Origin of the sequence: Desulfovibrio cuneatus DSM 11391 (assembly GCF_000430005.1) — a bacterium.
GTDB classification, from domain to species: Bacteria; Desulfobacterota; Desulfovibrionia; order Desulfovibrionales; family Desulfovibrionaceae; genus Frigididesulfovibrio; species Frigididesulfovibrio cuneatus.
Genome location: NZ_KE387017.1, coordinates 23,583 through 43,923 on the forward strand (window position 1 = coordinate 23,583; position 20,341 = coordinate 43,923).

Sequence of the window (20,341 nt, forward strand, 5' to 3'; positions counted from 1 at the left end):
CGAAACAATACTACTTTGAGAGGATATAATGAAAAAGTTTCTTTTTGCCACCATGGGCCTGTTCGCCATCTGTACCGCTGTGTATGCGTCGTCTGTGGCAATTTCCCTTGCAATTCACAACGTGAGCATATAACACTCTAGCTAGCCTGGGGCCGCAAGGCCTCAGGCTACTGTTATGGTCAGGGGGCTACTTATTTCTTGGAATGAAGCCACCGTGCTTTTTGTAAAAAGCCCCCTTATTGTTGTTTGTTCACACTTATTTGCTCATCACGAGGTTATCATGAAAAAACTTCTTCTTGCAGCCCTCACTTTTTGTGCATTCAGCTCAGTTGCCTTTGCTTCTTCCAAAGAAATTGTGGTGGGTGCTACCCCCTTCCCGCATAAAGACCTGCTGATGGTGGCCAAACCTTTGCTTGAAAAAGAAGGGTTTACGCTGGTGGTGAAGGAGTTTTCCGACTACATTCAGCCCAACGTGGCTCTTGCAGAAAAAAACCTTGATGCCAACTTTTTTCAGCACATTCCTTACCTTGAGAACATGAACAAGGAAAAAGGGCTGAAGCTGGCCTGGGTTGCCAAAGTACACATTGAGCCCCTTGGCCTGTATTCCAAAAAAATTAAAAAATTGGAAGAACTGAAAAAAGGTGATCTGGTTGCCGTGCCCAGCGACCCTACCAACGGTGCCCGTGCCCTGCGCCTGCTTGAAGCCCACGGCCTTATTAAGCTGAAGCCCGGTGCCCTGGTAACAGTGAAAGACGTGGTGGAAAACCCCCGCGGCCTGCAACTGAAAGAACTGGATGCTGCCCAGTTGCCCAGAACCCTGATGGACGTGACCGCTTCTGTTATTAACACCAACTTTGCCAGCGAAGCCGGGCTTATTCCTTCCCGCGACGCCATTGTTATTGAAGGCAAAGACTCCCCATACGCCAACGTCATTGTTGTGCGTGAAGCGGAAAAGGATTCTGCCAAGACAAAAGCCTTGGTAAAAGCCATGCAGTCCCCTGAAGTGCGGGCCTTTATTGAGAAGGATCTGGAGCCTAAGGGCATTGTCCCCGCGTTTTAGTTTCCGCTCGGGCTTCGTGAGGATGTGCGGACGGCAAAGCCGCCCGCACCCTCCGCTCTCGCTCCACGGCTCGCTACGCTCGCGACTGCCGTCGGCTTTAGGGAAGTAAGGGCAAGGCACTAGCTTTTGGCATCGTGCCTAGCCAAACACGAAAACTGAGACTTTCTCATTCTCCGTTTACATTGCTGGCAAGGTGCTTCGGCACAAAGCCGTCTACACCCCCAGTAACCAAGAAATAGCCACCTAATGCAAGTTAGGTGGCTATTTCTATTAGGTAAGTTTTCGCAAGTGTGGAATATCAGTTTTTAATTATTTGCACTTTTTCTTGTCCATGCTTTGCAGCACTGCTTCTTTTTCTCCTCGTACCACAGCAAGTTCTGAAGCTTCAATGCCATCTCCTTGGCCATAACCCACCCAGAAGGCTTGCACATTACTGGATTTTCTGCGCTGTTCCTGGGCAATCACCAGTTGGCTTTCCCTGCGGTTCAGGCTGGTGAGTTCCGTGGAAAGGGTGGGGCAGTCGTACTGCTCATATTTAAGTGGGGAAGTGCGAGCGCCTGTAATTTGGGCAGGCGGGGTGGGCATGTTCATACACCCGGTAAGGGAAACAGCAACAAGCGAAACAAGAACAGCATACTTCATATGGGCTCCTGATAAAGGGGTTTTTGCTTGCAAAACAGAATAATAGAATAAGCGTTATCTTGCAATTCATAAAATGATGCAGTGGCTGATTTATGGTGTATAGGAATGTATTTTGTCTCAAGTAGGTTGCTTGACGTAGCCTTGCCCTGCCAGTAGTATTTACGGGTTATGCTTGTGGCAGAATGTTGTTGGCCCACAGTGTTGTCTGCTCTTTCTTTTGCTTATACCCCCCCCTTTTTGGAGGACACCCCATGGATATAACCGCGTTTCTTGATAATCTGACTGGTTTTTTTCGTGCTGGCGACAGAGAAGGCGCTGCTGCGTTTATGGAAAAAGGGCTTGCCCAGGCCGAAGCCGAAGGGGACCAGAATTCCTGCATTACCATTTTAAACGAGCTGGCAGGGTTTTACCGGGCCACCGGGCGTTATGAGCAGGGCATTGAATGTGCCAAGCGGGCCATTGCCACCATACGCAGCATCGGGGGGAACGGCACTGCCGCCCATGGCACCACGTTGCTTAATGTCGCCACCGTGTACCGTGCCGCAGGCGATATGCCAAAGGCCCTGGAGCTGTTCATGGCAAGCTTTGCCATTCTCAGCGTTTGCCTGCCGGAAAACGACAGCCGCATTGCCGGGCTTTTGAACAACATGAGCGCGGTGTATGAATATTCTGGTCGCCATGCCGAAGCCCTGGAAGCCTTGGAAAAAGCGGCTGCTATTTTGGCCAAAAACCCTGGCCTGGAAGTGGATGCCGCCATTGTGCAGGCCAACATGGGGCAAAGCCTGTTCCGCCTTGGGCGCTATGAAGAAGGTGAGGCTGCTCTGGAAAGGGCCATAGCGTTGTTTCAGCCAGCAGGAAATAATGGCAAACCTTCCCCCTATTATGCGGCGGCCTTGGCAGGACTTGCGGAAAGTTGTTTGCGTAAAGGGGACCCGAGCGGGGCAGTGAAGCATTATGAAAATGCCCTGGCGCAGATGGAAGCTGCCTTTGGTAGAAATCGGGATTATGCTGTACTGTGTAAAAATTGTGCGCTGGCGTATGATAAAGCGGGGAATGCGCATAAGGCGCAAGAGTTGAGGGCGAGGGCAGAGGGGGTGGCGTAAGTTTTTTTGTAATGTGGGATTGCTAAGGCTATGGCGGCGGCACGCCGCACGACCTCATGCATCTCAGTTCTTAAAAACGATCAAGGGGACGTGCTTCCCCTTACCCTTTCGCCGCAGCCACTTCCGCCTCTTGCAAGCTGGCAAACCCCGACCTGACCGCCTGCCCGTGCAGGGCCATTTCCACGCCGTTTTTCCCCTGGTCACGCAATTCCCTCATGTGGGCATACAGCAATTGCAGTGTATTCGTGGAATATGTCAGCAATTCTCCACGCAGGTACGTTTCAAACGAGGTTTCCACCGCAGAATCTTGTGAAGCACGCAGGGCTCTGCCTTTATGGGCCAGGGCGGGAAAGTGCTGCGCTACTGCCTCTTTCCACACAATATTCATCTCCACCAGGGCATCCACCAGGGTTTTCACACTCAGGGGCAGGGGGGGAAGGTGGTGGGCAATGGCGGTATACTCCATGGGGTGGGTATACTCCATCATGCGAGCGTATTTTTCCGTCATCAGGTTGCGGCCAGTAGTTTTTGCCGCCGCAAGGTCTGCCAGATAACTTTGGCCTATGGCGTCTGTCCACGTGTCCAGTTGCCCGCCCCGTACTGCCCGGAAGGCACGCGGGTTCATTTGGCAGGAGGCAGGCCCCCCTACGTTGGCAACCTTGGCAAACATGTCCCATTCGGCACTAATTATGTTGTCTACGAGTTGCGCATTCATAGCTCTTCCTTCCTTAAAAAGAGTGCAGCGCTACCCCAGCATAAGGTGCAGGGCGCGCAAGGTTGGGTCTGTTATGCTTGCCTGTACTGATTCTGCCTGAGGCAGCATGAAGGAATCTGTGGCGCTGGAAAGGTGTTGCTTGTGCAGTTCTGCTGTGACAAGGGTGCAAATGCGCTCAATAAGGGCAACCTTCAGCTCACCGCCTTGGTCAAAGCCCCCTTGGGTCTGCACCAGGGCGGTGAGGGCAGTGGCAACTTCCCCTGCCGGAGCAGGCAACAGGGCAAGGCCGTGGTGCGCCCACTTGTAAAACGGCTTGTAGCGTTTATGCAGCAAAAACAGAGCAGAACAGGCGGCTTCAATGAATGCCGCCTCTGCCATGGCTGCGGCTACAAATTCCTTGCGGGCTAAACAGCGTGGCAGGTTATACTGCCCGGCCTGCCCCATAATAGCACAGCGGGCTGCAAGCTTTTTGCGGCGCACATCTTCCGGGTAAAAGGCCAGCAAGGCTTCACGCAGGCGGGTAAATTCCCCGGCAGGGTCGGCAAAAACCTTGCCGTTGGTGGCGGTGGCCAGGTGGTCTTCCGGAATGGTGAGCCAGGCCTTGGGGGTTTGGGGCAAGGTACGGCTGCCAAGGTAGCGGAAATAAAAATCGCTTATGCGCCATACTCCGGTGCGTTGTGCGCCATTGGCATGGCTGGCCCGCACCGGGTAGCCCTGAAATGTATCTGGCAGGGAAGCAAGGGCCTTGGCAAGGCGGTCCCCTTCCTGGGCATAATCGTCGTCGTTCAGCCACAGGCACAGGCCTGCCCCCCAGTCGTGGTCGCGGGAAATGGCGTCGTCAAAGCCCATGCATTCTGAACCTTCCCCCACAAGCCCTGCGGCAATGCGGGGCATAAGGGTGGGGAAACTTCGGCGCAACATGGGGGCGCACTGCTCGGTATAGAATAATTCTGCGAGTTGTAGTCCGTTCAAAGTATTCTCCTTACGCCATAAAATCAGTAGTTTCCAAAATGCTTTGCCAACGGAGTAAAAAGTCTAGTTCTACTGAGTAGCACCTAGAGGAAAGGCTGAGTTTTTGGGTTTGGCAAGGCGCGATGTTTTTTTTGAAGAGTGGGGTGACAATTCCGCAGGAAAGCGGAATTGGGAACCGCACGCAGTGCGGGAGCCGAAGGCCAAGGCCCAGGACGGGCCGAGTCAACTCTTTGGCCCTGCCCCCCTTGAAAAAATGCAAGCAACGTAGCCAAACCCAAAAAGGCAGTCTTACCTCCTACCAGCGGCGCTCAGTGACGCCTTCCTGCGGGCCTTTGCCCTGCATAACTTCACCAATGGCAGCCGTATCCCACCCGCCGCCAAGGGCCTTTACCAGCATAACCGCTGCCACAAGGCGCTGCCCCTGCACCTGAATGGCGCTTCTCTCGTTGGTAAGGGCTGCGGTTTGGGTGTTCACCACTTGCAAATAGGTGGTCAGGCCACCCTGATATTGGGAAAGGGAAAGGCGCAACGCCATTTGCGAAGCCCGCACGGCGCGTTCCTGCGCTTCGGCCTGAACACCCAGGTGACGCAAGGCGGCAAGGTTGTCTTCCACTTCCTTAAAGCCTTGCAACACCGTTTGGCGGTACTGGGCGGCTGTCGCTTCAAAGCTGGCCCAGGCGGCATCGGTTTTGGCAATGGTTTTGCCACCGTTCAGCAGGTTAATGGCGGCACTTGGCCCAAGGGACCATACAGTAATGGGAGCGCTGAACAGGGCTGCCCCACTTTTGCTGGCGTCTGCCCCCAGAAAGAGGGAAGGCAACCACCCGGCGCGGGCAGCGCCAATGCCTTCATTGGCAGCGGCAACGCGGCGTTCTGCCGCGGCAATGTCGGGCCTGCGTTCCAAAAGGGCGGAAGGCAGGGCCGTGGGAATGGCGGGCACGGTGGCCACCAGGGGGCCACGTTCCAGGCTGAAGGTGGAAGGCATACGCCCTGTAAGCAGGGCAATGCCTGTTTCCAGCCCGGCCCGCTGGCGGTTCAGGTCTGCCAGTTGCGCTTCCGCACTGGCAAGCTGTGTTTCGGCCTGGGCCACGTCGGCTGCTGTTACCATGCCGCCCTGAAACTGGCTGCGGGTAAGCTGCACGGCCTTGGCAAAGGTGGCAATGGTAGATTCATACAGGCCAATTTGCACATCAAGGGCGCGCAACTGGAAGTAAGTTTGGGCAAGTTCTGCCTGCATGGCAAGCTTCATGGCGGCGTAGTCTGCTGCGCTGGCGCTTTCCGTGGCAGAAGCACTTTCATAGGCGGTAATGGTGTTCCACAAGCTGGCTTCCCACTTCACGCTGCCGCCGAACTTGTAGGATTCGCTAATAACCGAGCTGCCCGTTGTGTCAGTACTACCGCGGGAAATGCTGCCTGTGCCGTCCACTGTGGGAATAAAGCCAGCCCTGGCGGCGGCTGTTTCAGCCCGTGCCTTGCGGTAGTTGGCGGCAGCCACGGCAATATTCTGGTTGGCGCTGTTCAGGTCTTGCATCAGCCGGGTCAGGCCGTCGTCCTGGAACAGGGTCCACCAACTGGTGCGCTGGAGCACGCTTTTGGGGTTCACCTGCACCCATTCCCCCAGGTTTTTATATTCTGCGGGGGCAGGGGCTGGCAGGGTGGGTATTTCATAACTTGGGCTGAGGCACCCGGAAAGGGGCAAAGCCAGCAGGCTGAGCAAAATCAAGGAATATGGTTTCATGCATTCTCTCCCAAGGGGTGCGAAGCGTTTTTCTTGCGGGCGGCGCGTGATTCTTTGGAAACTCTGTCCAGGTACAAGTACACCACGGGAGTGGTATACAGCGTTAATATCTGGCTGACAATAAGCCCGCCCACAATGGTTATGCCAAGGGGGGCACGCATTTCCGACCCTTCCCCAAAATTAAGCATGAGGGGAATGGCCCCGAATATGGCTGCCATGGTGGTCATCATAATGGGGCGAAAGCGCAGTAAACAGGCGTTATAAATGGCAGTTTTTGCATCCAGCCCCTCGTTTCGCCGGGCCGCAATGGCAAAGTCTACCATCATGATGGCATTCTTTTTCACAATGCCGCACAGCAAAAGTACCCCGATAAAGGCAATAATGGTAAACTCCTGCTTGAACAGCATAAGCCCCAAAATGGCCCCCACCCCGGCGGAAGGCAGGGTGGAAAGAATGGTCAGGGGGTGGATGAGGCTTTCATACAACACGCCAAGCACAATATACAGGGTTATGAGAGCTGCCGCAATGAGTAGTGGCAGGTTGCCCATGGAGCTTTTGAACGTTTTGGCTGTTCCCTGAAAGCCGCCGCGAACAGTATCCGGCAAACCCAGTTCAAACACGGCATCCTGAATTTTCTCCTGCACCTGGGAAAGAGAAATGCCGGGTTGCAGGTTAAAAGAAATGGTGGCAGCCGCCATTTGTTCCTGGTGGCTTACAGAAAGTGCGGTGAGGGAAGGTTCATAGGTTGCCAGCGCCCCAAGGGGAATAAGAGGGGTGCCTGTGGCGGCTGCCCCAAGGCTGGAACCTGCGTTGCCGCCAATGCCCGTGGTGGCCCCGGAAGTGGCTTGGGCCTTGGCAGCGGCAAGGCCGCCGGTGGGTACATACACGCTGTCCAGGTTTTTGGTGCTTTCCAAATAAGGAGTGTCATACTCCAGCACCACCCGGTACTGGCTGGTGTCGGTGTAGAGGGTAGAGGCAAACCCCTGCCCAAAGGCCAAACTCAGGGCCGTGTCCAGTTGGCGCTGGGTCACGCCCAGTTCAGCCAGTCGGTCTTTGTTGGCAAACACGGTGGTTTGCAAGCCTCTGTTTTCCTGGTCGGAGTTCACGTCAATAAGGCCGGGTACACTTTTCAGCCGTTCTGCCACAATGGGTGCCCAGTGGCGCAGGTCGCCCAGGTTGTCGCTTTGCATGGTGTATTGGTAAGTGGCCTTGGTGCGCCGCCCCCCCACGGAAAGGTCTTGAAGGGTTTGCAGGCGCAACTGGGCACCGGGAATGGAAAGAAGCTTGCCGCGCAAATCGTTAATGACACCTTCAATGGTAGTAGTGCGCTGGCTGCGGGGTTTTAAGGAAATGAACATAATGCCGGAGTTGCGCTGAAAGCCCCCGGCAAATCCCCCCACAGAAGCCACGTCCGGGTGGGCGCGCACCATGTCCATAAGCTTCATGAATTTCGGCTTCATGGCTTGAAAGGAAATGCTTTGGTCTGCCTGGAGCATGCCCAAAATAAGCCCCGTATCCTGCACGGGGAAAACCCCTTTGGGCACCACTATGTACAAAAAGACGTTAAAGAAAATGGTGGCCAGCAGAACAAGCAGGGTAATTTTTTTGTGGTTCAGCACGCCTGCCAGTGTTTTGGCATAGCCCTTGTGCAGGGTGTTGAGAAAGCGGAACCAGCCATTAAGGATACCCCCGGCAAGCTTGTGCATAAGCCCGGTGTGGCTGTGGGTTTCATCTACGGGCCGCAGCATGTAGGCGCACATGGTGGGGGTGGTGGTAAGGGAAACCACAAGGGAAACCAGCACCGCCACGGAAAGGGTAACGGCAAACTCCTTGAATAGCCTGCCGAGCAGGCCGCCCATACCCAAAATAGGAATGAAAATGGCCACCAGGGAAATGCTGATGGAAATAACGGTAAAGGCCACTTCCCGGCTGCCCAGGTGGGCGGCGGGCATGGGGGCCATGCCGCCTTCAACATGGCGCACAATATTTTCCGTCACCACAATGGCGTCGTCCACTACAAAGCCCGTGGCAATGGTCAGGGCCATAAGGGAAAGGTGGTTCAGGCTAAAGCCCATAAGGTACATAACAGCAAAGGTGCCCAGCAAGGAAACAGGCACCGCCACAGCAGGAATGATCACGGCCCGCAAGTTGCGTAAAAACAGGAATACCACCGCGGTAACCAGCAAAACGGCAATGACCAGGGTGAGTTCCACGTCGTGCAGGGAAGCCTTGATGCTGGGGGAACGGTCCATAATGACGTGGAAGTCCACACTTTCCGGGGCCCATGCCCGCAACAAAGGCATGCTGCTGCGTACTTGCTGCACGGTTTCAATAATGTTTGCCCCGGCCTGTTTAAAGACTATAAGCAGTACGGCGGGCTTGCCGTTGGCAGCCCCCAGGTTGCGAATGTCCTGCTTGTCGTCAATAACCCGTGCTACATCGCCCAGGCGCAGGGTTGCCCCGTCTTGTTGGCGGATGATGACATTTTCAAAGTCTTTGGCATGGCGCAGTTTGTCGTTGGCACCAACAATCCACTGGGTTTCCCCATCGTCCACAATACCCTTGGGGGAGTTGGCATTGGAGCGGGCAATGCTGGTGCGCAGGTTTTCCATGGAAAGGCCGCTTTGCTGCAAGGGCAGGGGGTCTACTTCCACCCGCACGGCAGGCAGGGAACTGCCTGCAATTTGCACCTGGCCCACGCCTTCAATTTGTGAAACCTTTTGGGCCAGCACAGAAGAAGCCAGGTCGTACATTTCTCCCATGGGCATGGTGGCAGAGGTCAGCCCCAGAATCATGATGGGGGCATCTGCCGGATTCATTTTGCGGTAGGATGGGTTGGTGGGCATGGTGGGCAGCATGGCCCGCGCCGCGTTAATGGCGGCTTGCACGTCACGGGCGGCCCCGTCAATGTTGCGGTCCAGGTCGAACTGCAAGGTAATGGAGGTGGTGCCCATGTTGCTTTGCGAGGTCATTTCACTAATGCCGGCAATGCGCCCAAGGGCACGTTCCAGGGGGGTGGCCACGGTGGCGGCCATGGTTTCCGGGCTGGCTCCGGGCAGGTTGGCCTGCACCCGGATGGTGGGAAAGTCAATTTGCGGCAGCGGGGCCACAGGCAAAAAAAAGTAGGCCACAAAGCCCACCAGGGCAATGGCACAGGTGAGCAGGGTGGTGGCCACCGGGCGCTTGATGAAGGGGGAAGAAATACTCATCTCTTGTTCTATCTCCAAGTAAAAACGACGTTTTTACTTGAGGAGGCTCTGCCTCCCCAAACCCCTTCGCCAAGGGCATGATTGACTCGGCCTGTTCTGGGCCTCGGCCTTCAGCTCCTGCCCTTCGGGCAGTTACCAATTGTGCTTCCTGCACAATTGTCCTTTTGGAACCCGCAGTTACGGTCACTTTCTCGCAAGGTCGAAAGTGAATGAAAATGGGGGTCAAGGGGAATCATTCCCCTTGCAGGGGGTTTGGGGGACAGCGTCCCCCAATAAATGTCAATAAAATTGGTATTATTGCGCACGCTTGCGCCAATGCCCCAAACGGTCGAAGGCAAGGTAAATAACCGGGGTGGTATACAGGGTAAGCACCTGGCTTACCAAAAGGCCACCCACCATGGTTACCCCAAGGGGCTGGCGCAGTTCTGCCCCCATGCCGCCCCCCAGCATTAGGGGCAGTGCCCCCAAAAGAGCCGCCAGGGTGGTCATAAGAATGGGGCGCAGGCGCAACAGGCACGCCTGGTGAATGGCTTCCCGCGCTGTTTTGCCTTCTTTACGTTCTGCTTCCAGGGCAAAGTCAATCATCATAATGGCGTTTTTCTTCACGATGCCTATAAGCAGAATAATGCCAATAATGCCTACAATGCCAAGGTCCATGCGGAAGGCTAAAAGCGCCAGCAGTGCCCCCACCCCGGCAGAAGGCAGGGTAGAGAGAATGGTCACCGGGTGCAGGTAATGTTCATACAACACCCCAAGCACAATATACATGGTGACAATGGCGGCAATAATCAGCCACAGGGTGCCGGAAAGGGAAGCGGCAAAGGCCCTGGCTGCCCCCTGAAAGGTCAGGGTAAGGCTATCTGGCAGGTGGATTTGTTCTGTAACGCTGTGAATGCGGGAAACCGCCGCCCCAAGGCTGGCACCGGGGGCCAGGTTAAAGGAAATGGTGGTGGCAGGGAACTGCCCCTGGCGGTTGATAACCAGGGGTGTTTCCTGTTCTTCCACCGTGCCCAGGGCGGAAAGGGGCACCAGCTTGCCCCCTGTTCCTGCTACATACAAATGCTCCAGGCTGGCGGGGTTGGCCCGAAATTCCGGGGCCACTTCCAGAATAACCCGGTACTGGTTGGTTTGGGTAAAAATGGTGGAAACCATGCGCTGCCCAAAGGCGCTGTATAAAATGCTGTCAATGGCGGCGACACTCACGCCATAAAGGCTGGCCATGTCGCGGTTAATGTTCAGGCGCACTTCGCGGCCTTTGGGTTGCAGGTCTGCGGAAGCGTCTGCCAGTTCCGGGGTGTTGTTCAACGCTTCCACCAGCCGCCCGGCCCAGGTGTTCAGGGTGGTCTGGTCCAGCGCTTCCAGCACAAACTGGTATTGCCCGCGGGAAACGCGGTCTTCAATGGTTAAATCTTGCACCGGCTGCATAAACAGGCGAATGCCGGGCACATGGCCCACCCGCTTGGCAATGCGGGCTATCACTTCCTGCACGCGGGGGCGTTCTTCCAGGGGAACCAGGTTAATGCTCATGCGCCCTGTGTTCAGGGTGGGGTTGGCACCGTCCACCCCAATAAAGGAAGAAAGCCCCACCACGGCTGGGTCTTCCAGCACACGGCGGGCCACTTCATTGTGTTCACGGGCCATGGCGGCAAAGGCAATGTCTTGGCGGGCTTCGGTAATGCCCAGAATAAGGCCGGTATCCTGCACGGGGAAAAAGCCCTTGGGTACAATCATGTACAGCCCCACGGTAAGGGCCAGGGTGCCAAAGGCTACCAGCAGGGTGGTCTTTTGGTGGTTCAGCACCACCGTAAGGGTTTTGTCGTAGAACCGTAAAAGCCGCTGCCACAGGCCTTCCTTTTCAAAGTGCTCGTGGCTGAGGGGCTTGAGCAGGTAAGCGCACATCATGGGGGTAAGGGTAAGGGAAATGACGGCGGAAAGCAGAATGGAGGAAGCCAGGGTCACGGCAAATTCGCGGAACAGCCTGCCCACAACGTCGCCCATGAACAGCAGGGGAATAAGCACGGCCACCAGAGAAATGGTGAGGGAAATAATGGTGAAGCCAATTTGCCCGGCCCCTTCAATGGCGGCTTCCATGGGTTTTTTGCCCTGCTCCAGGTAACGGCTGATGTTTTCCGTCACCACAATGGCGTCATCAATAACAAACCCCGTGGCAATGGTCAGGGCCATAAGGGTGAGGTTGTTAATGGAATAGCCAAGAAAGTACATGACCGCAAAGCTGCCCACCAGGGAAAGGGGCACGGCCACACCGGGAATAATGGTGGCAGGCACGTTGCGAAGGAACACAAACATAATGGCCACCACCAGCCCCACAGCAAGGAACAACTCTTTTTGCACGTCCTTGATGGTGGCACGTGTGGTGACGGTGCGGTCGGTAAGTACTTCAATGTTCACGCTGCCGGGCAGGGTGCGTTTAAGCTGGGGCAAGAGTTCCTTAATGGAATCTGCCACCTGAATGATGTTGGCCCCTGGCTGGCGCTGAATGTTCACAATAATAGCGGGGGTCAGGTTGTGCCAGGCGGCAAGGCGGGCGTTTTCCGCACTTTCTTCCACGCTGGCAACTGCCCCAAGGGTAATTGGGGCCTGGTTGCGGTAGGCAATAATAAGGCTGCGGTATTCTTCGGCTGTTTTGAGCTGGTCGTTGGCATCAATGGTAACGGCGCGTTCCTTGCCATCAAAGCTGCCCTTGGCAATGTTTACGTTGGCGTTGGCAATGGCAATGCGCACGTCTTCAAGGGTAAGGCCATAAGAGGCAAGCTGGCGCGGGTTTACCCCCACCCGCACGGCAGGGCGTTGCCCGCCGGAAATGCTTACCAGACCCACCCCGGAAAGCTGGGAAATTCTTTGGGCCAGCCGGGTGTTTACCAAGTCTTCCAGTTGTGAAAGGGGCATGGTGTCTGCGGTGGCGGCAAGGGTCATAATGGGCGGGTCTGCCGGGTTCACCTTGTTGTAAATGGGGGGGCCGGGCAGGTCGGAAGGCATAAAGTTGCTGGCAGCGTTAATGGCGGCCTGTACCTGTTGTTCCGCCACGTCCAGGCTCATGTGCAGGGTAAACTGTAAGGTAATAACGGAAGCTCCGGCAGAGCTTTGCGAGGTCATTTGGTTCAGCCCCGGCATTTGCCCGAACTGCTGCTCCAATGGGGCCGTAATGCCGGAGGTAATTACCTCTGGCCCGGCACCGGGGTAGCTGGTAACCACCTGAATGGTGGGGTAGTCAATTTCCGGCAGGGCGGCAATGGGCAGGCCACGGTAGGCAAGAAGGCCCACCAGAAACAGGGCGACCATGAGCAGGGAAGTGGCCACAGGCCGAAGAATGAATAAGCGGGAAGGATTTGCCATAATAATGCCATGAAGAGAGGGGCTGCGGGGTGCGTGAAGCGTTTATGGGAAAAGAGGGGGGACAAAAAAGAAGTCTACTCTTTCATTCTGTATGTGTGTGAAGCGAAAGGAGCCCGCACATTTTACGCAGCCTGAACGGAGAAGGTCTTGTATACCCCACGTGCCATGCTCAAAACAAAACGCAATACTTATTCGTATGCTTCTGCCTGGCGCAAACCCAGGGCGGCAAACAGGGTGGTTGTGTTCAGGTGTTCTTTCACCAGGGCAACGGCCTGCTGAATATGGTGCAGGTCGCGCAATTTTTTGCATTTCAGAATGTGCGACATGGTACGGGCCACGGTGTAGGTGTCTTCTTTCACCACCACCAGGGGGGTGCCCAGGTCTTCTGCCTTTTGGCGCACCAGTTCTGAAGGGGTGAGGTTGCCTGTAAGCACAATGCAGGGCGACCCTGCCGAAAGGGCAGCCAGTTGCAAGTCTGCCCTGTCGCCCCCCACAATAACCACACGGGCCGGGTTGCGCTTTACGTACAGCATAAAATTTTCCACCTGCATGGTGCCAATAATAAAGCCTTCCACCATGCGGGCGGCTGCATTGTTGCCCGCCACAATATAGCCGGAAAGGCCCTGGGCCAGGTCTGCCACGCGCATGCCCATAAGAGCCGGGCAGCGGGGCAGCACCCCGTGTACCTGCACCCCGTTTTGCCCAAGGTAGGGCACCAGCAGGTTGTGTACGTCGCGCAGGCTTTCTTCCGGCACATCATTCAGCACAACGCCCACCAGGGCCTGGCCAAGCTCTTTTTGCTGAAAGCAAATGGCATCATACCAGGCGTTGTCGCGGTAACGTTCCACCAGCAGTACCTTCAGCCCAAGGCGGTGAATAAGGCCTAGGCCGTTTGCCCCGCAAAAATGCCCTGTGCCAGGAAAACTTTCCGTGCCGCCCACCAGGGTAACCGTTTTGCCCTGGCTTATGGTGGCATAGGCTGTGGCAATGGCTTCCAGCCCGTTCTGTTCTGCTACGGGGCGTAGCAGTGGCAGGGCGTGCAAATTCTGGGGCATCATTACCGGGCTCAACACATCCGGGGCAACATTCTGGCCAAGTACTTCCTGGGCAATCAGGGCGTCGCTGTCGCCCACAATGCCTTCCACCCGTTGCGGGTTCTTGCCCAGTGGCTTCATGTACCCCACCGTGTGCCCTGCCTTTTGCAGCAAAAGCCCAAGAGAAAAGGTGAGCAAGGTTTTGCCTGCCTGGGGAATGGTGGAGCCTATGTAAAGTCCTGTCATGGTGTGGCCTTTCATGCAAGTTCGGTGTGTCGCGGTTGCCTGAAACGGAATGGGGCTTACCGGTGCAGGCACAGTGGGTACATTATGCGTGAAAAAAACACCCCCTGCAAGGGAAAGGTGGGGGGGGAGTATTCTACTCACCATGGGGAGCTGAGGGCTTAACTTGAGAATATTAGCGTTGAAATAAGTAAGAAAAAATGATTATTATCATAGCTCAATACCCGCAAGTTTATGAAGCACGTCCTTAAAGTATTTAAAGCTGGGTGATACATTCTTTTCTACATTCACATGAGGGGTTATTTTCTCTGCCCATTGGGATTTTTCAGCACCTATAGCCTGCCATCCTTTAGAGGAAAGGGCTATAGCCCCCCCGGGATAAACAGCATTCGCCAAAGTTTCCCATGTGCCACATATCGAGTCGTTTACATAGTTATCTAGGAGTTTTATGTTTGCCTTTGGATAAGCAGATCTGACTGCTTGAAGGTCACCAAGGAGCCAGGCTTCACCTTCTTCAATCGCAATGCAAAATTTAGTTATTCTTGGTTGAGGATTACAATTGTTTAATAAGGCTCCGAGGTCTAGTAGAAATTTTTCTAGGGATTTATTGTCGAGGTCGCAAACAAGGATAACTGCTACGGGATAGGTATTGTGATTTGCGTTATATGTCCTTCCGTATCCGCAAAAAAGACGAGGCAGTTGGTCTAACAGAATACGTTTATTAGCTTCACTGCTTGTTGAAATTCCTTTTGGAATGCGTCCGCATCCTTTATAGGAGTGAATATTGAAGGTGTGTTTATTGCCAATAATTTTTGGTAGAAGGATGTCGAGAGCTTTTTTTCCAGACAAGTCTTCAACGAGTATTTCGAAATGCATCTGGTTACCTCGCATCCAGATAGTCGCTGTACCAAAGCCCACCCAATGGTAGTCCCTCTCGAACCATATTGTTTACTAGGTCACTATCGCTTGCTCTTCGTATGGTAGAAAATCCATTACTTTCTTTTTCAAGGATCCAGACTTCTTCGGGTTCAAGCGCATCTACAAAGTAAGGTTGATGTGTTGTAATAAAAACTTGGGAGCTTCCTTTTCTTCCTGTAGCGTGTTCGCGAAATTCCCTAGCTAATGTTTCGAGCAGTTTATGATATAAACCATTTTCTGGTTCTTCTATACACAAAAATGGGGGTGGGACTGGATCTTCAAGCAATAAAAGGTAGGCGAATACTTTTAACGTACCATCTGACATTTGTTGTGCATAAAATGGATCTTTAAAGCCTTTGTCGTTAAAACGGAGTAATAATCTGCCATCATTTGTTTTTTCACTATCAATTTTGTTTATACCTGGAATTTTATCCGCAATTCGGTTTAAAATTTGTTGAAAACGCTTTGGGTGTTCACGTTCCATAAATTGAACTACATTGCCAAGGTTATCTCCGTGGATATTTAAATGTTTTTGTGGCCCAGCAAGTGGTAAACTCCTTGCTGCGTCTGGGGTGAAGTAGCTAAGATACCAACCTTCAATAAATTGTCGAAAGGCGGATATTCGAGGGTGTTGTTTTAAGGAGCCAAGAGTTGCAATTCCTAGCTTTCGACGATCCTCTAGTTCAACTACTTCAATTTCTTTCGATTCTTCAGAAGTTTCATTAAGCTTAAGAGACTCAATCCATTTTGATAAATCAAAATCTCCAGAAGTTTCGTCAATTTTCTGTCCTTCTTGTTCCCCTTTCCAAACAACACCTTTTCCGTTGTTCAGTACCAAGAATGAAAATGGCCAACCATGCTTTTGTCCTTTTCGGCGTTGTCTTAAACGTTCCTTGAGGACAAAAGGTCTTCCTGAAGCGTCCTGGTCAATTGCTAACTCGTAGGTGATTGGTCTAGCATTACCATCTTCTTTGTAGTAGATTTCAAATTCAATTGGATCACTTTGCCCTTGTGAAAGAATTCGTTGAAATCCCCCCCGTCCCCGCGCGTCACATGCCTCTTCAACCCCAGCCTTTAAACAATCAGCAAGGAAACCAAAAGCATCGAAAAGAGTACTTTTACCTACTCCATTTTTGCCAATAACAGCAGTCATGGGCGTAAGAGGAACTGAACTTTGCAAATTCCAGAGGCGACCAAGGGTGACATCTTTTAGTGTTCTAAAATTCTTTACGCGAAAACCTTCAATTTTTGCCATTATGCCCTCCCGCCTGTATTGTTGCTGATTCGAACTTTCTCAGTAGTTTGAATTTTCATTCGTAATATTTTGAGGCTTAATGTTTTGCCATAAGGCAAGAATAGGAGAAAAACATGTTAAAAGCAAATAGCTAAATGGATCATTAATAGCTTTTTTCTCACAAAAAACAGGGGCAACGCATACGCTGCCCCTTAAGGTTGTTGGCGTATTCTTGGGGCCCTATTCCCCAAACGTGGTGGTTTTGTTCACCGACTCCATGAAGGTAAGGTATTCTGCCTTGCTCATGAGGTTTTTGTGGTTGTGCAGCACCAGTTCAGCTGTTTCTGCTTCGCCGTACAAAAGGTCAATAATGGTCATGGCTATGGCCTGGGCTGTTTGCACATACACCAGTTCTTCATCAAAAATGGCGTAGTTTTTGGCATGCAGGCTGCCGCTGCACCCGCCCACCCAGGGGTGGCACACGGGCATAATGTGGCTTAGGTCGCCTGTGTCGGTACTGCCAGACATGTGGGGGGAAAGCACCACCTTTTCTTCACCCACCAGCGCCCCGGCATTGGCGCCAAACAGGTCGTTCAGTGTGGTGTCGTTATACAGGGGCAGGTAGCCGGGCAGGTCCTGAATTTTTACCCCGGCTCCAAGGGCCATGGCCCCGGCTTCCAGCGCCCGATTGATTTTTTCGTTATAGCCTTTCAGGGCTGCGGTGCTGGCAGCGCGCACATAGCTTTCCATGCGTACATCACTGGGCACCACGTTTACCAGGTCGCCCCCTTGAGTGATGATGGGGTGAAAGCGCACGTAGTCTGATTCCTTGAAGGTGTCGCGCAAGGCGTTTACGCCCATAACACCCATCATGCAGGCGTTCAGGGCGTTTACGCCCTGGTCTGGCGCTGCGGCAGCGTGGGAGGCACGCCCCGTATATTGCACCAGCTTGCCAATAAAGCCGTTGCTGGTGCTGGAAAGGGCTACAGAACCCTTGCCGGAATCCAGTTCCTGCTGGTTGGCAGTGGTTTGCACGTGCATTTGCAGGGCCATGTCCACGTCGTCAAAATCGCCCAGGCGAATAAGTTCTGCCTTGCCGCCAAAGTACTCAATTTTGCCCTGCTCGCGCAGGTTGTTGCGGTAGGTAATTTCCACATATTCTTCCGCGGGCACAGCAAACAACACCACGTCGCCCCCCAGGTGTTGCATGGCCCCTGCGTCTTTCAGGCCCATACCCACGGCCACCATGGCGGCAATTTGCACGTTGTGCCCGCAGCAGTGCGCAGCCCCAGAAGCCGGGTCTGCCATGGGGTGGTCGGGGCATACAATGGCGTCCAGTTCACCCAGCATGGCCACGGTACGCTTGGAAGCGTTGCCCTTCATGCGGGCTTTCACGCCTGTCAGGGCATGGCCTTTACTGTAATCAAGGCCAAGGCTGCCAAAGGCTGCTTCCACCTTGGCGGCGGTTTTCGTTTCTTTATAGCCCAGTTCTGGTTCTGCATAAATAGCATTGCCAAGGGCAAGAATTTCTTGTTTCCGGGCGGCAATGGCCTGGCATACTTTGGCTTTCAGTTCATTTTTGGTCATGGTGTTATCCTTGATTTCTATATGAAACCCTGCGTGTTAAGAGCGCTGATTAAATGGCCCCTTCCCACTTCAAGGCAAAGTGGGCAATAATTGCAGCAAACAGGAACGTGCCTGCACACACAGCAAGGGCCACGGGTATAATGCGCCAGGAGAGTTTTTTGAACATGGCAAGGTCTTTGCCCACGGCAAGCCCGGCATAGGCCAGCAATGGGGTGGCAACGGCCATGAACTGAATTTTGGAGGTGGTGGCTACAATCCAGCCGCTCCAGGGGCACAGGGGGCTGGAGGCAAAAATAGCCAGCAGTGAAACCCAGATAATGGTGTAGGTTTTGTTCAGCAGGGGCAACTGGCTTATGCCAAAGCCAAGCACGCCAATGGCAAGAATAACGCCCACACCCAGCAGGCTGGTTTGCAGTTCCCCTTTGTAGCCCACCATGTTGGCGGCAAAGCAAATAAGGGCTGTAAGGACCAGAATAGAGCAGGTATCAATAACTTTTGTCATGGGTTATGCCTCCTTTGCGGGCTGGGCGGGTTCTTCTTTACGGCCCATAAGGCGGGCAAGCAGGCCATAGGTTTTTACCGCAACCGGCAAGGAAAGGAACAGGGCCACCCAAATGCCCAGTACGCTGGACATAATGTTGGCTGCGCCTGCATAGGCTTCAATTTGTACTTTCAAATCAGGGTATACGGCAATAATGGAACCCATGGAGGCTGCCATCATGCTGCCGCTGCCAACACCTGCACCCATGGCAAGGGCAAAGGGGTGCAGAATGTCCAGTTGGGCCACAGCCCCTGCCAGCACAGCCAGCCATACAGAGCCGAACACCGTACCGCAAATGTACATGGCCATAACGCCGCGGCCTTCGGGGGAGTCCAGTCCATATTTTTCAGAAATAATGGCAATGTTGGGTTCACGGGCAACGGAATAGGTGGCCCCAATGGCTTCACGCCCCATGCCCAGCATAACAGCCAGGGGCAGGCCCAGCATAATGGTGCCCAAAAAGTGCCCCACTTCCTGAAGGAGCAAGGCCGTTTTGGCCTGCATCAGGTGAGGAATTTGGGGGCCAATGCCCAGGCCAAGCTTGACCAGAAGCAGGATCATCATGGTAGAAAGCACCCTGCTGGCATATTGCATTTGTTTTTCGCTGAGAATATTCAAGCGGGGCCAACTGATGATGCCACCCATGAGCATGGCATACAACATGGGGAACAGGACCAGCAGCTTATACTTGAAGCTGCCGATAGATTCACTTGCCACTGTAATGGCAAGGGCGAACAGGTGGATTTTCCAGTTTTTCAAAAGGTCCATGCATTTCTCCTGGTATAACGTAGCACATGGTAAATGTTGCCCAATTAGTATGCCCAGCAGGGCTGCACAGCCATAGGTATAATAGTATATGGCCATTCAGGCGGGCACTGCGTAAGGTACACAGGGAGCGCGGCACTGGCAAGCCCTGTACAGCCCTCTTTTTTGGTAAAAATGTTTTTTGTGTTCTTTTTTCAGCACAAGGTGACTCAGCTTGGGTGTGCGGATAAAGAGACAATACTTGCGATGCATGCGAGGAGTGTAGATGAAAAGAATCATGGAAAATATGTTTACCCCCCTTGTGGCGGCACTGCTTGCCTGGCGTACGGCGCACCCTGAAGCCCCCTTCCCCTTGCCGGGCAGCGGCCTTGTGTGTTTACGCAGCCGCCAGAGCCTGCACGAAGTGGTGTTGCCGCGCCTTTCCGCTGTGTTGGTGCTGCACGGTGAAAAGTGGGTGTTTGCCGGGGGTGCATGTTTGGCGTTTCCGGCAGGCAGTGTGTTTGTGCTGCCCCCCGGCGTGCCCTGTACGGTAGAAAATATTCCCCACCCAGGCACTGGGCAATATACAGCGTTGTGCCTGGGGTTTGAGGCAACCCACGTGGCGCGGGCCTGCCTGGGGGCACAAAACATGCCTGCGCAGGAGCAGCCACGGCAAGGGCAGGGCAGCCGTGTGGCTATTGCGGTGCCTGTGGGTGCAACGTTGGCCGGGGCGTTTACCCACCTGGTGCAGTCCAGCCTGTTGCTTCCCTCAGGGCACCCGGCGCACAGCCTGTGCCTGGAGGCAATACTTACCCTGCTTGTGGCACAAGAGCCGGGCGTGTGCCAGTTGCCAGTGGGGAATTCTATTATGCAGCGCTGCCTGCTGCTGGCAAGCATGGCCCCTGGCAGAAAATGGACGGCCCAAGACATGGCAGGGCACCTTGCAGTAAGTGAACGATCTTTGCGCAGGCATTTGCAGGATGAAGGCACAAGCCTGCGGGCAGTGCTGCTCAGCGCCCGGTTGAACACGGCTCTGGGTATGCTTCAGGGGGGGCTTGGTAATGTAGGGGAAGTGGCTGGGCGTTGCGGGTATGATTCGCCTTCCCGGTTCGCCGCACAGTTCCGGGTGCGTTTTGGTATGAGCCCGGCAGAGGTGCTGCGGTGCAATGCCAGTGCATTGTCACAAGAGCCAAGCAAGGGGGGAGGGCATAGCCGTTTGGGGGCCTAGTTTGTCCGTTTCAGGCGCG

15 protein-coding genes are annotated in these 20,341 nt (G+C 54.1%); 3 read left to right on the top strand and 12 right to left on the bottom strand.

The genetic code is table 11. The features are described from left to right. Nucleotides 1–280 precede the first annotated feature (280 nt). Nucleotides 281–1,060 (top strand): MetQ/NlpA family ABC transporter substrate-binding protein, encoded by a 780-nt coding sequence (locus G497_RS0112710; RefSeq protein WP_027188415.1) that lies wholly within the window; start codon nt 281–283, stop codon nt 1,058–1,060. Between the two features lie 309 nt (nt 1,061–1,369). Here the strand turns inward: G497_RS0112710 and G497_RS0112715 are convergent, their stop codons facing one another. Then, nucleotides 1,370–1,702, bottom strand: a complete 333-nt coding sequence (locus G497_RS0112715; protein WP_027188416.1) for a hypothetical protein — start codon at nt 1,700–1,702, stop codon at nt 1,370–1,372. A gap of 251 nt (nt 1,703–1,953) precedes the next feature. Between G497_RS0112715 and G497_RS0112720 the strand changes: the two genes are divergently transcribed. After that, on the top strand, nt 1,954–2,805 hold the full coding sequence (locus G497_RS0112720; RefSeq protein ID WP_027188417.1) for a tetratricopeptide repeat protein: 852 nt from the start codon (nt 1,954–1,956) through the stop codon (nt 2,803–2,805). A 100-nt stretch (nt 2,806–2,905) separates the two neighbouring features. On the opposite strand, the gene G497_RS0112725 is transcribed toward G497_RS0112720, so the two are convergent. The 11 genes from G497_RS0112725 to G497_RS18210 form a co-directional block, all read right to left on the bottom strand. Then, nucleotides 2,906–3,520: a DUF4125 family protein gene (locus G497_RS0112725; RefSeq protein WP_027188418.1), complete on the bottom strand. Its 615-nt coding sequence runs from the start codon at nt 3,518–3,520 to the stop codon at nt 2,906–2,908. A gap of 30 nt (nt 3,521–3,550) precedes the next feature. Beyond that, nucleotides 3,551–4,492 carry a DUF4037 domain-containing protein gene (locus G497_RS0112730; RefSeq protein WP_027188419.1) on the bottom strand — a complete coding sequence of 314 codons (942 nt, stop codon included), beginning with the start codon at nt 4,490–4,492 and terminating at the stop codon, nt 3,551–3,553. A 295-nt stretch (nt 4,493–4,787) separates the two neighbouring features. After that, nucleotides 4,788–6,230, bottom strand: a complete 1,443-nt coding sequence (locus G497_RS0112735; protein WP_027188420.1) for an efflux transporter outer membrane subunit — start codon at nt 6,228–6,230, stop codon at nt 4,788–4,790. After that, nucleotides 6,227–9,439 carry an efflux RND transporter permease subunit gene (locus G497_RS0112740; RefSeq protein WP_027188421.1) on the bottom strand — a complete coding sequence of 1,071 codons (3,213 nt, stop codon included), beginning with the start codon at nt 9,437–9,439 and terminating at the stop codon, nt 6,227–6,229. Before G497_RS0112740 ends, G497_RS0112735 begins: the two co-directional genes overlap by 4 nt. A gap of 294 nt (nt 9,440–9,733) precedes the next feature. After that, nucleotides 9,734–12,793, bottom strand: a complete 3,060-nt coding sequence (locus tag G497_RS0112745; protein ID WP_034637965.1) for a multidrug efflux RND transporter permease subunit — start codon at nt 12,791–12,793, stop codon at nt 9,734–9,736. A 188-nt stretch (nt 12,794–12,981) separates the two neighbouring features. Beyond that, entirely contained in the window at nt 12,982–14,073 is a 1,092-nt protein-coding gene (locus tag G497_RS0112750) for a DRTGG domain-containing protein (RefSeq protein WP_027188423.1), read from the bottom strand. 207 nt (nt 14,074–14,280) lie between these two features. After that, on the bottom strand, nt 14,281–14,946 hold the full coding sequence (locus tag G497_RS0112755; RefSeq protein WP_027188424.1) for a hypothetical protein: 666 nt from the start codon (nt 14,944–14,946) through the stop codon (nt 14,281–14,283). A gap of 4 nt (nt 14,947–14,950) precedes the next feature. Further along, nucleotides 14,951–16,243: an AAA family ATPase gene (locus tag G497_RS0112760; protein ID WP_027188425.1), complete on the bottom strand. Its 1,293-nt coding sequence runs from the start codon at nt 16,241–16,243 to the stop codon at nt 14,951–14,953. Between the two features lie 219 nt (nt 16,244–16,462). Then, nucleotides 16,463–17,809 (bottom strand): amidohydrolase, encoded by a 1,347-nt coding sequence (locus G497_RS0112765; RefSeq protein WP_027188426.1) that lies wholly within the window; start codon nt 17,807–17,809, stop codon nt 16,463–16,465. Between the two features lie 49 nt (nt 17,810–17,858). Continuing rightward, entirely contained in the window at nt 17,859–18,311 is a 453-nt protein-coding gene (locus tag G497_RS0112770; protein ID WP_027188427.1) for a hypothetical protein, read from the bottom strand. A 3-nt stretch (nt 18,312–18,314) separates the two neighbouring features. Beyond that, nucleotides 18,315–19,118, bottom strand: a complete 804-nt coding sequence (locus G497_RS18210; RefSeq protein WP_051258118.1) for a DUF3100 domain-containing protein — start codon at nt 19,116–19,118, stop codon at nt 18,315–18,317. Between the two features lie 262 nt (nt 19,119–19,380). Here G497_RS18210 and G497_RS0112780 point away from each other — a divergent pair, with 262 nt between their 5' ends. Next, nucleotides 19,381–20,322: a helix-turn-helix domain-containing protein gene (locus G497_RS0112780; RefSeq protein WP_027188428.1), complete on the top strand. Its 942-nt coding sequence runs from the start codon at nt 19,381–19,383 to the stop codon at nt 20,320–20,322. Nucleotides 20,323–20,341 lie beyond the last annotated feature (19 nt).